Origin of the sequence: Streptomyces sp. NPDC050164, assembly GCF_044459945.1 — a bacterium.
GTDB classification, from domain to species: domain Bacteria; phylum Actinomycetota; class Actinomycetes; order Streptomycetales; family Streptomycetaceae; genus Streptomyces; species Streptomyces coeruleorubidus_A.
In genome coordinates this window covers 94,148-108,377 of the sequence record NZ_JBITJK010000012.1, presented here as the reverse complement: position 1 = coordinate 108,377, position 14,230 = coordinate 94,148, and the positions used below count along the sequence as shown (strand labels likewise).

Annotated in this window: 12 protein-coding genes; 1 reads left to right on the top strand and 11 read right to left on the bottom strand. The window is 69.9% G+C overall.

The genetic code is table 11. The features are described 5' to 3' along the window. Positions 1-10: 10 nt before the first annotated feature. The 10 genes from ACIBNA_RS18725 to ACIBNA_RS18680 all read right to left on the bottom strand — a co-directional run bounded on the left by ACIBNA_RS18725 (position 11) and on the right by ACIBNA_RS18680 (position 12,098). The gene (locus tag ACIBNA_RS18725) at positions 11-2,347 is read right to left on the bottom strand and encodes an SDR family oxidoreductase (protein WP_399166296.1); all 2,337 of its coding nucleotides are present in this window, start codon (positions 2,345-2,347) and stop codon (positions 11-13) included. Between the two features lie 2 nt (positions 2,348-2,349). Continuing rightward, entirely contained in the window at positions 2,350-3,294 is a 945-nt protein-coding gene (locus ACIBNA_RS18720) for an aromatase/cyclase (RefSeq protein ID WP_399166295.1), read from the bottom strand. Between the two features lie 41 nt (positions 3,295-3,335). Further along, the gene (fabG, locus tag ACIBNA_RS18715; protein WP_399166294.1) at positions 3,336-4,121 is read right to left on the bottom strand and encodes a 3-oxoacyl-ACP reductase FabG; all 786 of its coding nucleotides are present in this window, start codon (positions 4,119-4,121) and stop codon (positions 3,336-3,338) included. A 139-nt stretch (positions 4,122-4,260) separates the two neighbouring features. Continuing rightward, positions 4,261-4,530, bottom strand: coding sequence for an acyl carrier protein (locus ACIBNA_RS18710; RefSeq protein ID WP_399166293.1), 270 nt, complete (start codon positions 4,528-4,530; stop codon positions 4,261-4,263). 107 nt (positions 4,531-4,637) lie between these two features. Next, positions 4,638-5,855: a ketosynthase chain-length factor gene (locus ACIBNA_RS18705; protein WP_399166292.1), complete on the bottom strand. Its 1,218-nt coding sequence runs from the start codon at positions 5,853-5,855 to the stop codon at positions 4,638-4,640. Beyond that, a complete protein-coding gene (locus ACIBNA_RS18700) occupies positions 5,852-7,201 on the bottom strand; it encodes a beta-ketoacyl-[acyl-carrier-protein] synthase family protein (protein ID WP_399166291.1) in 1,350 nt (449 codons plus the stop codon). Before ACIBNA_RS18700 ends, ACIBNA_RS18705 begins: the two co-directional genes overlap by 4 nt. Further along, the gene (locus ACIBNA_RS18695) at positions 7,158-7,487 is read right to left on the bottom strand and encodes a TcmI family type II polyketide cyclase (protein WP_399166290.1); all 330 of its coding nucleotides are present in this window, start codon (positions 7,485-7,487) and stop codon (positions 7,158-7,160) included. The genes ACIBNA_RS18700 and ACIBNA_RS18695 overlap by 44 nt, the downstream gene beginning before the upstream one ends. A gap of 46 nt (positions 7,488-7,533) precedes the next feature. Beyond that, a complete protein-coding gene (locus ACIBNA_RS18690) occupies positions 7,534-9,009 on the bottom strand; it encodes an FAD-dependent monooxygenase (RefSeq protein ID WP_399166289.1) in 1,476 nt (491 codons plus the stop codon). A 315-nt stretch (positions 9,010-9,324) separates the two neighbouring features. Continuing rightward, positions 9,325-11,097 carry an acetyl/propionyl/methylcrotonyl-CoA carboxylase subunit alpha gene (locus tag ACIBNA_RS18685; RefSeq protein ID WP_399166288.1) on the bottom strand — a complete coding sequence of 591 codons (1,773 nt, stop codon included), beginning with the start codon at positions 11,095-11,097 and terminating at the stop codon, positions 9,325-9,327. A 212-nt stretch (positions 11,098-11,309) separates the two neighbouring features. Continuing rightward, the gene (locus tag ACIBNA_RS18680) at positions 11,310-12,098 is read right to left on the bottom strand and encodes a response regulator transcription factor (protein WP_399166287.1); all 789 of its coding nucleotides are present in this window, start codon (positions 12,096-12,098) and stop codon (positions 11,310-11,312) included. Positions 12,099-12,489: 391 nt separating this feature from the next. On the opposite strand from ACIBNA_RS18680, the gene ACIBNA_RS18675 reads away from it, so the two are divergent. Then, on the top strand, positions 12,490-13,179 hold the full coding sequence (locus ACIBNA_RS18675) for a ScbR family autoregulator-binding transcription factor (protein ID WP_399166286.1): 690 nt from the start codon (positions 12,490-12,492) through the stop codon (positions 13,177-13,179). A 118-nt stretch (positions 13,180-13,297) separates the two neighbouring features. On the opposite strand, the gene ACIBNA_RS18670 is transcribed toward ACIBNA_RS18675, so the two are convergent. Beyond that, on the bottom strand, positions 13,298-14,206 hold the full coding sequence (locus tag ACIBNA_RS18670; RefSeq protein ID WP_399166285.1) for a zinc-binding alcohol dehydrogenase family protein: 909 nt from the start codon (positions 14,204-14,206) through the stop codon (positions 13,298-13,300). Positions 14,207-14,230: the final 24 nt, after the last annotated feature.

The following is a 14,230-nucleotide window of genomic DNA, read 5'->3' as shown; positions in this document are numbered from 1 at the left end:
AGGGGGTGGTTCAGCCGAGCAGGGTGCCCCCGGTGGCGTCGACGAAGGAGCCGGTGATCCAGCGGGCCTCGTCGGTGGCGAGGAACGCCACCACGTCGGCGACGTCCTCCGGTTCGCCGACGCGGTTGAAGGCGGACAGCTGCGCCATCTGCTCCACCACCTCCGGCATGGTGAAGACCGGGTTGTCGTTGCGGGTGATGCCGGGCGCCACGCTGTTGATGGTGATGTTGCGCGGACCGAGGAGCTTCGCGTAGTGCAGCGCGAGCTGGTCGACGGCGCCCTTCGTCATCGCGTACGCGATCTCGTCCGGGTTGGCGAAGCGGGTCAGGCCGGAGGTGATGTTGATGATGCGCCCGCCGTCGGGCATGTTCTTCAGAGCGCGCTGGATCAGGAAGAACGGCGCCTTGGCGTTGATGGCGAAGAGCCGGTCGAACTGCTCGGGTGTGGTGTCCTCGGGCTTGACGCCACCCATGGCTCCGGCGTTGTTGACCAGGATGTCGAGGTCCGTGGTTCCGGTGCGTTCCCGAAGGCCGTTCTCCAGGCCCAGGAACAGCTCGTGGACGTCGCCGTCGACGCCGAGTTCGGCGCGGATGGCGAAAGCCCGGCCGCCGTCCTTCTCGATGAGGGCGACGACCTCGTCGGCCGCCTCCCGGCTGGCGCTGTAGTGGACGGCGACGAGGGCGCCCTCCTGTGCCAGCCGCAGGGCGGTGGCACGCCCCATGCCGCGGCTCGATCCGGTGACGAGTGCGGTCTTGTCCATGAGCCTGCTCATGTGTGTTCTCCGATTCTTCTTCGCCGTTGCTGTGGCTGGTGCCTGTACGGGTGCCGGGGCGCGGCGCACGGCCGGAGTCCGGTGCGCTCGGGGAGACCGGCCGAACCAGCGGTTCAGGGCTGCCGTGATGTCCGTGTTCTCGCTGTCGGCCCACACCACATGGCCGTCGGGCCGCACCAGGAGGGCACCCGTGTCCGGTGTGATGTCCTCGGACAGGCCGGATGCGGAGGTGGCCGTCACCGTGTCCACGAGATCCGCGTAGGGCGCGGCGAGAGCTCGCAACGCCTCCCGGCGGGCCTCGTCGCCCGGCAGCATGAGCAGCACGCCACGCCCGGTGCGCAGCAGCGAAGCGGTGGTGACGGTGGACCCGTTGACGGTGATGTCGCCGTGCGGCAGGCGGCGGCCGAGCAGCGGGTGCCGGCCGGGCCCCACGTCGTAACGGATGTCGAGGCCGGAGATCATGCCGGCCAGGTGAGTGCGTACGTTCCCGCTTGTGCCGGCCAGCTCGGCGAAGACCTGCCGGGCCGCGTCGACCTCGGCGGAGCCGAGCAGCAGCATGGCCTGGGCCCTGATGTTGCTCAGGGTCCGGCGGCCGACGGCGTGCCGCTCGTCGTGGTAGCTGTCGAGCAGGCCGTCGGGGGCCCGCCCCCGCACCTGCGCGGCCAGCTTCCAGCCGAGGTTGACGGCGTCCTGCAGGCCCAGGTTGAGTGCCTGGCCGCCGATCGGCATCTTCTGGTGTGCCGCGTCACCGGCCAGGAACAGCCGGTGGGCGCGGTAGCGGACGGCCTGCCGGGACGCGTCACCGAAGGAGTTCACCCACAGCGGGGTGCCGTGGCCGATGTCCTCGCCGGTGACGCGCTTCCAGCTGTCGGCGATGTCCTGGAACCGGGGCTGCGTGCCGCGTGGCCGGGCGCCGAACTCGTGCACCATCACCCGGGTCACTCCGTCGGGACGCCGGGCGGCGATGGCGAGTCCGCCCGCCAGCCGCTGGAAGCGGCGGTCGGGGATGTCGATGCCGGCCACGTCGGCGCGCAGCAGCTCGCGGGTGGCGTCGGCGCCGGGGAAGCCGAAGCCTCCCAGGCGGCGCACGGCGCTGTTCTCGCCGTCACAGCCGACGACGTACGCCGCCCGGTAGAACTGCGCCGTTCCGTCCGGGAGGCGCACCGCGGCCTCGGCGTGGTCCGCGGTCACGGTCAGCCCGGTCAGCTCGTGACCACGCCGGATGTCCGCGCCCAGGTCCCGCGCCCACTCTCCCAGCAGTTCCTCGATCCGCATCTGCGGGACCTTCCACTGGCCCGGGTGGCGGCCGGGCAGCGTGAGGTCGAGCGGGATGCCCCCGAAGTGACCCCTGGGGTCGTTCGGCACGGCGCCGAGCGGCTGCAGCAGGCCGCGGCTGTCGAGGATCTCCATGGTGCGGGCGTGCAGGGTGGACGCCCTCGACTCGGTGGTCGGCGCGGTGAGCTTCTCGAGGACCACCACGTCCGCGCCGGCCGTCCGCAGCTCCCCGGCGAGCATCAGCCCGACGGGGCCCGCGCCGACCACGATCACCTGGGTTTCGGTGCGGTCCTCCACCATGGTCAGGCCCTGGCTTCCGCGTAGTCCTTGGCGTGGCCGAGGGTGGCGCGGCTGTTGGTGCTGAGTGCCGCCCGCACGTACCCCCGGGCGTCGGCGACGGTGGCGTCGGCGCCGAGGATCCGGGTGATGTTCTCGGTGTTGATGGTGACGGTGTGCTGCGAGGAGGCGGCGACTCCCGTGCCGTTCTCCGCGAACGTCCAGTAGCCGGTGTGCAGGGTCATCAGCGCCGGCAGGGTGACCTGCTTGTAGGCGATCTTCCGGTGCGGGAAGGTCACCCGGTACGACTTGGTGGTGTGCACGGAGCCGTCCTTGGCCCGGGTGTCCATCTCCAGCGTCTGCAGGCCCGGGGTGTCCTCGTCGAGCCGGACGCGGGCCACGTGCGGGAGCCGCTCGGACCACAGGTGGGCGTCGTTGACGAAGTCGTAGACGTCCTTGGCCGAGCCGGCGATGTGGACCGTGTCCTCGAAGGAGAAGGTCAGGTCCTCGGCCGCGTGGGCCAGTTCGACGTTCGTCTTCAACGCGGCCAGCTCGGAGCGGGAGTTGCGGTCGACGGCCTCGTCGATCCACCGCAGGCCCTGCGGGTCGTCGTCGACGGCCCGGTAGTCGTGCAGCAGCCGCACCCGGGACACGGAGTCGGAGAGGGGCTCGATGACCCAGGTGCCCCCCATCGAGGCGACCGGCGGCGCGGAGACCTCCTGGCGGAAACCGATCCGCAGCTGCTCCGGATCGAGGGTGCGGCGCGACGTCCAGTTCTTCGCCTCACCGTTGGCGGTGGCCCAGATGCGGATGCGTTCGGTGCGGTCGTTCTTCTCGACGTGGTCGACGTGGATGGTGGGCGGGAAGATCCTCGGCCAGTTCTCCACCTCGGCGATCAGCCGGTAGACGGCCGGGGCCGGGGCCGAGACCGTGATCTCGTGTTCCACCTCGCGCAGACCGGGGTTCGGCATGCTCGTACTCCTCAGGTTCGGGGTTGGCTCGTCCGGTCGGCTCAGAAGTTGCCGAGTCCACCGCAGACGTTGAGGGCCTGCGAGGTGATGGAGGCGGCGGTGTCGGAGGCCAGGTAGCCGACCAGGCCGGCCACCTCCTCGGGGGTGGAGTAGCGGCCCAGTGGGATCTTCGCCTGGAACTTCTCGAGGATCGCCTCCTCGCTGGTGTCGTACGCGGCCGCGTAGCCCTGCCGGACGCGCTGCGCCATCGGAGTCTCGACGTAGCCGGGGCAGACGGCGTTCACGGTGATCCCGGTGGGGGCCAGCTCGTTGCCGAGCGCCTTGGTGAATCCGACGACACCGTGCTTGGAAGCCGAGTACGGGGCGCCGAGGACGACGCCCTGCTTGCCTGCGGTGGAGGCGATGTTGATGATCCGCCCGCGCTGCTTGTGCCGCATCCCGCCGGTGGTGAGCACCTCGCGGGTCATCCGGAAGACGCTGTTGAGATTGGTGTCGATGACGTCCTGCCACAGCTCGTCGTCGATGTCGGCGGTGACCCCGCCACCGCTTCGGCCGGCGTTGTTCACCAGCACGTCCACGGTGCCGAAGCGCTCGACGGCGGCCTGGACGAAGGCACGGCAGTCGTCGGCCGAGCGGACGTCCAGGGTGGTGCCGTCGACCTCCAGGCCTTCGTCCTGCAGTTGTTTGACGGTGGTGGCGACGTTCTCGGCACTGCGCGCGCCGATGAACACCCGATGGCCTCCGGAGGCCAGGAGGCGGGCGGCGGCGAGCCCGATTCCGCTGGTCGCGCCGGTGATGAGGGCGACTGGCTGGTCCTGCTGTGTCATGTCTGTCTCCAGTGAGAAGGCTGGTGTCCGGGAGCGGCCGCCGGGGTGACGCCGGCGGCCGCGGCGTCCGGTGCGGTACGTGGGCGCGAGCGGCCACGGACGGCCCGCGGTTTTCCGTACGGCGACTGAGGCGGAGCGCTCAGGCGGTGACGGCGTCCTGGAGAAGGGCGTTGATCGCCGCGACGAGGGCGCGGGGGGTGGGGTGATCGGCGAAGATGTCGTCGGGGAGCGAGATGCCGTACTCGCGCTCGATCCGGCCGCCGGTCTCCAGCAGGGCCAGCGACTCGTAGCCCAGGTCCTCGAAGCCGGTGTCGAGGACGTCGCCGTCGAGGTCGACGCCCTCGTCGGCCCCGGCGCCCTCGAGCAGAATGAGCTTGAGGGCCTCGAAGGTGAATTCCTGCTCGGACATGTGGGTCCCTTCATCGGTGGAGCGCGGCCGGCTGAGCGGCCACGGAACGGGTGTCATGCCCGCCTGACGCCGAGGGGGCGGAAGGCGCCGGCGGGCACGGTTCGGGGTCAGTCGGCGGCCCGGACCACCACGGCGGAGTTGAAGCCGCCATAGCCGCGGGCGAGGACGAGCGCGGTGCGCAGGGGAGCGCTGCGTGGCTGCGCGGTCACCAGGTCGATGGCGTACTCGGGCGACAGCTCCACGTTGGTGGTCGGCGGGATCAGGTCCTCGCGGATGGCCAGCAGGGCGGAGACCACGTCCACCGGGGCCGCGCCGGAGTAGAGCCGGCCGGTCATCGTCTTGGGCGCGGTGACCGGAACCCCGGACGGTCCGAAGACGGCGCTGATCGCGTCTGCTTCCTCACGGTCCAGCCGTGGTGTGCCGGCGGCGTCCGCGAACACCACGTCGACGTCGCCGGCCTCGATCCCGGCGTCCGCGAGCGCCACCTCGATGGCACGGCGCAGACCGGGCTCACGGTCGCTTCCGGGCTTCGGGTCGAAGGTCGACCCGTACCCGGCGATCTCGCCGTAGATGTTCCGCGCGCCGCGTTCGCGGGCCGTCGGCTCGTCCTCCAGAACGAGCAACGCACCGCCCTCACCGGGCACGTAGCCGTCGGCGTCCGCGTCGAAGGGCAGGTACGCCCGGTCGGGGTCACCGCTGGTGGACAGCCGGCCGCCGGCGATCTGCGCGACCCAGCCCCAGGAGCAGATCGACGCGTCGAAGCCTCCGGAGAAGATCAGCTTGCTGCCCTTGCGGATCTGCCGGCGGCCCTGGGCGATCGCGTCGAGGCCGCCCGCGTGGTCGCTGACGACCACACCGCTGGGTCCGCGCATACCGTTGCGGATGGAGATCTGGCCGCTGTTGACCGCGTAGAACCAGGCGAAGGACTGGTAGGCGCTGACGTACTGGCTGCCCTGGCTCCACAGCTTCTTCAGCTCGTTCTGGCCGAACTCGAACCCGCCGGAGGTCGAGGCGGTGACGACACCCATGTCGAACTCGGGGATGTCGCCGGGCTGTATGCCCGCGTCCTTGAAGGCGCAGTCCGCCGCGACCAGGGCGAGCCGGGTCATCCGGTCCGTCTGCGGGATCAGTCGGCTGGGCAGGTGATCCTGGGCGGTGAAGTGGCGGATCTCTCCGGCCAGTTGTGACGGGTAGGGCGTCGGGTCGAAGTGGGTGACACGGCCGATGGCGTTCTTGCCGACCCGGGTCGCGGCCCAGAAGTCCTCGACGCCGAGGCCGTTGGGGGCGGCGACGCCGATGCCGGTGATCACTGTCCTGGTGCTCATGACACGCTCCTGTCGGGACGGGCCAGCACCATCGCGCTCTGGAACCCGCCGAATCCGCTGCCGACCGTGAGAACCGCGTCGGTCCGGTGCTCACGTGCGGTGAGCGGGACGTAGTCGAGGTCGCACTCCGGGTCGGGGGTGTGCAGGTTGGCGGTGGGTGGCACCACCTGGTTCTCCATCGCCAGGACGGAGGCGGCGATCTCGATCGAGCCGATCGCGCCCAGCGAGTGGCCCACCATCGACTTGATGGAGCTCACCGGCCTGCGGTAGGCGTGGTCGCCGAGGCTCAGCTTGAACGCCGCGGTCTCGTGGCGGTCGTTCTGCTTGGTGCCCGAGCCGTGGGCGTTGATGTAGTCGATGGACTCGGGGTTCATCCGTGCCTCGTCCAGCGCCACCGTGATGGCCTCGGCCATCTCCCGGCCGTCGGGGCGCAGCCCGGTCATGTGGAAGGCGTTGCAGCGGGAGGCGTAGCCGGCTATCTCGGCGTAGATGTGCGCGCCGCGACTGCGGGCGCTGTCCAGTTCCTCCAGGACGAACACGGCGGAGCCCTCGCCGAGCACGAAGCCGTTGCGGGTGCCGTCGAAGGGCCGCGACGCGTGCTCGGGGTCGTCGTTGCGCGAGGTGGTCGCCTTGATCGCGTCGAAGCACGCCATGGTGATCGGAGAGATCGGGGCGTCCGTCGCGCCGGTGATCATGACGTCGGCGGTGCCCTCGCGGATCAGCTCGACGGCGTGACCGACCGAGTCGATGCCGGAGGTGCAGCCGGTGGAGACCACGGTGGCCGGTCCTTCGGCGCCGACCGCCCAGGCCACCTCGGCAGAGAACGAGCTCGGCACGAAGTAGCTGTACAGGTGCTGTGGGGCATAGGTGTGGTCGACGAGGTCGAGCCGGCCGTCGTCGCTCACCACCCGGTACTCGTCGTCGAGCCCGGTGGTCGCGCCGACCGCGCTGCCGATGGTGACACCGGTGCGGTGCGGGTCGAACCCGCCGAGGTCGAGGCCGCTGTCGGCCAGCGCCTCACGGGCGGTGACCACGGCGAACTGCGCGGCGCGGTCCATACGGCGGATCTCCTGCGGAGTCAGCCCGTGCAGGTGGGGGTCGAAGTCGGCCTCGGCCGCGACCCTGGAGCGGAAGGCGGAGGGGTCGAAGAAGGTGATGCCACGGGTCGCTGTGCGGCCTTCGCTCAGCAGACTCCAGAAGTTCTTGGCACCGGTGCCGCCCGGTGCCAGCACTCCGACTCCTGTGATCACTACCCGGCGTGCCACTAGCGGTGGCCTCCCCTCGTGTCGGCGTGACGCGGCTTCATGCGGAAGCCGTCCAGTCGTAGAAGCGGGTGGCCATGGCATCGGCCGGGGAACGCCAGGTCGCGGGGTCGTACGCCGTGATGAACGGCTTGAGGTCCTCGCTGATCTGTACGAACCGCGGGTCGGTCTTGGCGTCCTCGATCAGTTCTCCGCCGTTGTCGGTGTCGAAGTCCTGGAGGTGGAAGTACAGGCCCTTGTAGGCGAAGAGCTGACGTCGCCGGGTGCCCATGCGGTGCGGCATCTCGGTCCTGTCGAACTCGGCGAAGAGCTTGCCGACTTGGGCGCTCGACTCGATGTCCATCCGGGCCACGATCAGGGTGCTGTGCATCTCATCTCTCTTCCGTGGATCAGCGAGGGGCGGAGCTGGACAGGCGTCAGATCGAGCGAGGCGCTCCGAACCAGCGCTCCAGGGCCATGGGCAGGTCGTGGTGCGTGCCGGGTGCGGCCCAGGCGACGTGGCCGTCGGGACGGATCAGCACGGCCGAGGTCCCCTTCAGGCCACTGGCGGGCGTGACCGCGTGGGGCTCGGCGGTGATGACGTCCACCCGGTCGGCCCAGCCCGCGGCCCTGGCCCGCAGGCGCGGGTTGTCCTCCAGGTCGAGCAGGACGCCACGGGCGGAGTGCAGGAGTTCGGTGCTGCTGGTCTTGCGGACCGCGCCGATCAGCTCCAGGTGCGGCATGCGCCTGCCGAGCAGCGGATGGGTGCCGCTGCCGACGTCGTACGTGATCTCCAGTCCGCTCACCATGGCGGCGAGGTGCCGGGCGACCTCTTCGTAGCCGATGAGTTCGGTGAGCACGTCGCGCAGCGGCTGCACCTCGGGGCCGCTGAGGAAGAGCAGTCCCTGGGCCTGGGTGTTCATCAGCAGCCGCTTGCCGACCGGGTGGCGCTCGCCGTGGTACGTGTCCAGCAGGCCCTGCGGTGCCCGGCCCTGTACGACCGCGGCGAGCTTCCAGCCGAGGTTGACCGCGTCCTGGATGCTGGTGTTCATGCCCTGTCCACCGGCCGGCAGGTGGATGTGCGCGGAGTCGCCGGCCAGGATGACGCGCCCACGGCGGTACTCGGTGACCTGGCGGGTGGCGTCGCCGAAGGAGCTGACCCATACCGGCTCGGCGTGCGAGATGTCGTCGCCGGTCAGCCGCTTCCAGGCGTCGGCGACTTCCCCGAAGGACGGCGGGACCTCCCTGCGCTGGGGCGGAGTACCGCGTTCGCAGACGATGATGCGGGTGACGTCCCCGGGCAGCGGACCGGCCATGACCATGCCCCCGGGCAGCGTTTCGCCGATCATGCGGGGCTGGATGTCGACGCCCTTGAGGTCGGCGAGGAACATCTCCATCGTCGCCGCGGTGCCCGGGAAGTCGAAGCCGGCGGCCTTGCGTACGGCGCTGCGCCCGCCGTCGCAGCCCACCAGGTACGCGGCGCGCAGCCGCTGGATGCCCGCGGGGCCCAGGACCTCGACCTCGACACCGTCGCCGTCGTCCTTCAGGGAGAGGAACTCCTGGCCGCGCCGGATGTCGGCACCCAGGCTGGTGGCCCACTCCTCCAGATGCCGCTCGGTGACGGACTGCGGCACGGTCTTGGCCGCCTGCCAGGCCCCTTCCAGTACACCGAAGTCGATGGGCAGACCGCCGAAGTGCCCCTGGTTGCTGGTCTCGATGTCGCCGAAGCGGGAGAGTATCCCCCGCTGGTCGAAAACCTCCATGGTGCGCGCGGTGAATCCCAGCCCACGCGATTCCCCGGTGCGCTCCGGGAGCCGCTCCAGGACGACGACCTCGACTCCCGCGAGCCGCAGTTCGCCGGCGAGCATCATCCCGGCGGGACCTGCGCCCACGACAATCACCGCAGCATCCATATACCTCTCCTCGGCCATCTCAGGGGTTCCTTCGGGGGTTGGAGCGTCAGCGGAAGCAGTCATCATCTTCTTCGCCCGGTAAAACGACCACAAGGCGAATACGTTCATGCCTCCGTGATATTTCGCCACACAACTACATGCCGGAAAAGAACAGGTGAGGGAAGCGTCAGAGGTATGAAAACCCCCTGCTCAGGAAGCCCTCCCGGAGGTCACCCATAAAATCACCGGAGGTGAATTCCAGAAGTCCGGACAGAGAAATCCCCCGGCTGCTTGCCGGGGGATTGGTGAGTAATTTTCAGGGGCGCGGGGCTGTTCTCAGTCCTTGATCTCGCAGATCGCCGCACCCGAGGTGACAGACGCCCCGATCTCCGCGGACAATCCCTTGATCATGCCGGCTTTGTGCGCGTTGAGGGGCTGTTCCATCTTCATCGCCTCCAGGACGACGACGAGGTCGCCCTCCTCGACCTCCTGGCCTTCCTCGACGGCGATCTTGACGATGGTGCCCTGCATGGGGGAGGCGAGGGTGTCGCCGGAGGCGACGGGGCCGGACTTCTTGGCGGCGCGGCGCTTGGGCTTGGCACCCGCGGCGAGGCCGGTGCGGGCCAGGGTCATGCCCAGCGAGGCGGGGAGCGACACAGCCAGACGCTTTCCGCCGACCTCCACCACCACCGTCTCGCGGCCGGGCTCCTCGCTGTCTTCTTCGGTGAGAGCTGTGGTGAAGGGCTTGATGTCGTTGACGAACTCGGTCTCGATCCAGCGGGTGTGGACCGTGAACGGCTTCTGGCTGCCGGTGAGTTCCGGGGCGAACGCCGGGTCGGTGACGACCGTCTGGTGGAACGGAATGGCCGTGGCCATGCCCTCCACCCGGAACTCGGCCAGCGCACGGGCGGCCCGCTGCAGGGCCTGCTGCCGGGTGGCGCCCGTGACGATCAGCTTGGCCAGCAGGGAGTCCCAGGCCGGACCGATCACGCTGCCCGACTCCACACCCGCGTCCAGACGCACACCCGGACCCGACGGCGGCGCGAACGCGGTCACCGTGCCGGGAGCCGGCAGGAAGTTGCGCCCCGGGTCCTCGCCGTTGATACGGAACTCGAAGGAATGACCGCGTGGCGGCGGATCGTCGTAACCGAGTTCCTCACCGTCGGCGATGCGGAACATCTCGCGGACCAGGTCGATGCCGGTGACCTCCTCGGTGACCGGGTGCTCGACCTGCAGGCGGGTGTTGACCTCCAGGAAGGAGATCGTGCCGTCCTGGCCGACGAGGAACTCGCACGTCCCCGCGCCGACATAGCCGGCCTCCCGCAGGATCGCCTTCGACGCGGCGTACAACTCGGCGTTCTGCTCGTCCGTGAGGAACGGCGCCGGGGCTTCCTCGACGAGCTTCTGGTGGCGGCGCTGCAGGGAACAGTCACGGGTGGAGACGACCACCACGTTGCCGTGGGTGTCGGCCAGGCACTGGGTCTCCACATGCCGCGGGCGGTCCAGGTAGCGCTCCACGAAGCACTCTCCCCGCCCGAACGCCGCCACCGCCTCCCGCACCGCGGAGTCGTACAACTCGGGGACCTCCTCCAGGGTGCGGGCGACCTTCAGGCCACGCCCGCCACCGCCGAACGCCGCCTTGATCGCGATGGGCAGGCCGTGCTGTTCGGCGAACGCCACCACCTCCTCCGCCCCGGCCACCGGGTCGGGAGTACCCGCTACCAGGGGGGCGCCGGCACGCTGGGCGATGTGCCGGGCGGCGACCTTGTCACCCAGGTCACGGATCGCCTGCGGCGGCGGACCGATCCAGATCAGACCCGCGTCCAGCACCGCCTGCGCGAAGTCGGCGTTCTCGGAGAGGAAGCCGTAGCCGGGGTGGATGGCGTCCGCGTTGGAGTCCTTGGCGGCCTGCAGCACCTTGTCGATGTCCAGGTAACTGGTGGCCGGTGCGTCACCGCCCAGGGCGAACGCCTCATCCGCCACCCGCACATGCAGGGCGTCCCGGTCCGGGTCGGCGTACACGGCCACGCTCGCGATCCCCGCATCCCGGCACGCCCGGGCGACGCGGACAGCGATTTCGCCACGGTTGGCGATCAACACCTTGCGCACGATGGATTTCTCCTCCTGGCTCGTCCGGACGCTGCGATCCAGCTTGGCCGGGCACTGATCAGGGCTCAAGGCATCCTTGGTCAGGCTTGCGTGAACTTCCGTCACAGCTCATAGCAGCAGGTGAGAAGTACACGAGCGGAATGTCAAAGAGAGGTCAAACCGCCAAGGAAGGTGTCCCTGGAGGTGCGGCAGCGCACGTGGGTCGATCGGCCCTACGCGTGTCCGAGTCGAAAGCCGACCCCGCGTACCGTGACGATCCAGCTGCTGGAACCGAGCTTGTTCCGCAGACTGCTCACATGCGTGTCCAGGGTGCGGCCGGGACGCGACCAGGAGTCGTCCCAGACCTGGACCATGAGCTGCCTGCGGGAGATGACGGTCTCCGGCTGGGAGGCGAGCAGGTGCAGCAGGTCGAACTCCTTGCGCGTCACCTCGATGAGCCGCCCGCCGAGGCGGATCTCACGGGTGCCGGCGTCGATGCGCAGCAATCCGCGCGTGATCACCTGCGGAAGCGGCCGCTGCGGACGGGCCCTGCGCATGACCGCCTCGATACGGGCCATCAGCTCCCGGAAGCCGTACGGCTTGGCCAGATAGTCGTCCGAACCCGCCTGCAGGCCCAGCACACGGTCGAGTTCGGTGTCCCGGGCGGTGACGACGATGATCGGCGTGTCACAGATGGCGCGGATGCTCCGGCAGATCTCCAGACCGTCCAGGTCGGGCAGTTCGAGGTCGAGGAGGACGAGGTCACAGTTGTGGTGCGCCTGCAGCGCCTTGGCGCCGGTGGCCACACTCTCGGCCTGGTAGCCGTGCCGGCGCAACAACTGGACCAGGGACATGGCGGCGTTCGGCTCGCCCTCCACGACGAGGATCCGTAGGGCGTTCCGCTGGGCGCGGACCGCGCTTTCCGCCGCCGGCGGGTGGGTGAGCAGTGGGATCAGGCCGTCTTCATCGTGCCTGTGCCCGGGTATGCGGGGGTTGAGTAAGGCGGTGGACTGCTGTGTCATCTACTGCTCCTGCACATCCGCGAACGGTCTGTCATCCCCAGTAGAGCCTTAGTGCCTCAGTAAAATACAAACCGTTGCGTCGGTTTGTCAAAGGGGCTGATCACTGGCCGCGTGCGGCCACACAGTCACCTCGCCGCGAAGCGACGAACCGCCTGTCACCCCTGGTAGTGCTGGTAGCGCTCGACAGCACACCCCGTACTCCCCTGTGAGGTCACCTCGCAAACGAGGGTGTACGGCGAGGGGAGCGGGCGCGGCACTGCAGTGCCCTGGCGCGTATACAAACCAGGTTGCTGGTTTAATAATTTCGGCAGACGTCCAGCGTCTCCCCCCTCTCTCCGTCTTCTCCTCCCGGCCACCAGGCCGCAGGAACAGTTCCCGACTGGAGCCACCGGTGACCAAACAGGAACGGGGTATCCGTACCCGCCTTGCGCTGATCCGTTCGGCGGCCCAGGTCTTCGAGCAGCGCGGATACGCACAGACGCATCTGGCCGACATCAGCTCGCAGGCCGGCGTGAGCAACGGAGCGTTGCACTTCCACTTCGCGAACAAGGCGGCTGTGGCCGATGCCGTGGAGGCCGCGGCCGCCGACTCCCTGCACCGTGCGGCGCGTACAGCCGGTGAGCGTCCGGTGAACGCGCTCCAGACGCTCACCGACATCTCGCACGCCTTCGCCGTCCTGCTGCGCCAGGACGTGGTGGTGCGCGCCGGGCTGCAGCTCGCCTGTGACGCCGGCCGCCGCCCCCGCCTGAACTTCCATCACACATGGGCGGAGTGCGTGCGGCGACTGCTGGGCCGGGCCGGGGACGAGGGGAGCCTGGCCGATGACGTGTCCGTGCACGACGTGACGGCAGCCGTGGTGGGGGCGACCACCGGCTTTCTGTCGATGCACCGGGCGAGTGACGAGTGGCTGACGCATCGTTCGCTCACCGGGTTCTGGCGGCTGCTCCTGCCTCGGGTGGCCAGCCCGCAGGTACTGGCCACACTGAGCCCCGAGGGCACGGCCCCCGGGGCCGACACGTCGACGCCGGTCCCCGAACGGTCCATGTCGGAGAGCCGCCCGGGATCGCAGCTCGCCCACTGACAGGCCCAGCCGCCGGGCCGGGTACGGACGGATCGTCCCGTAGCGGCCCGGACATACCGGCGACATCCCGGGCCCATGCTGTACGACCCCCTGCCCAGGCCCGGGTGCGCCCCTGCGCTCACGGTCGCAGGATCACCTTGCCCATGGTGCGGCGGGCCAGCAGGTCCTCATGCGCCCGCCGTGCCTCGGCCAGCGGGTATTCCGCGCCGGTGACCGGCCGCAGACGCCCCTGGGCGGTCAACGAGAGAAGTTCCTCCAGAGGCTCGGCGAAGCCCCCGGGCCGGGCCAGGGCGGGGCGCAGCCAGAAACCGACGACTCCGGCGTTGAGACGGCTGAGCCGCGCGGGGTCCACCGGGGTGAACCCGGCGCGGGAGGCGTTGCCGTAGGTCACCACGCGGCCGGAGTCGGCGAGGGAGCCGAGAGCCTGGTCGAAGAGCGGGCCGCCGACCGCGTCGAGGATCACGTCGGCGGGTTTGTCCAGCGGGTACTCGACCACTTCGTCGGCGCCCAGGGTGAGGGCGAGTTCCCGCTTGGCGGGGGTGGAGACCACGGCCCCCACCCACCCGGCGCCGAACTCCCGGGCCAGCTGCACGGCGAGAGAGCCGACGCCACCCGCCGCGGAATGGACCACGACGCTCTCGCCGGGCAGGAGACGGGCCGCGCTGCGCAGCAGGTGCCAGGCGGTCAGTCCCTGCATCAGCAGGGCCAGTGCCTGGCCTGCGGGCAGGCCTTCGGGAAGGCCGATCATCCTCTCGGTGTCGACGAGAGCGAGTTCGGCGTAGCCGCCCGTCGCCAGGGCCAGGACCCGCCGCCCGTCCCGCGTCCTGCCGACCACCTCTCTGCCCGGCACGTACGGCAGCTGATCCGCGCTCAGGTAGGAGCCGTCTGTCTGGTGGGTGTCGGCGAAGTTGACGCCGGCGGCCTCGACGGTGACCAGCGCCTGGCCCGGTCCGGGGACCGGCTCGGGCACCTCACGAAGGCTCAGTACTTCCGGGCCGCCGAAGCGGTCGAACCGAATGGCACGCATGGTGAGTGATCTCCGTTCCTCGTC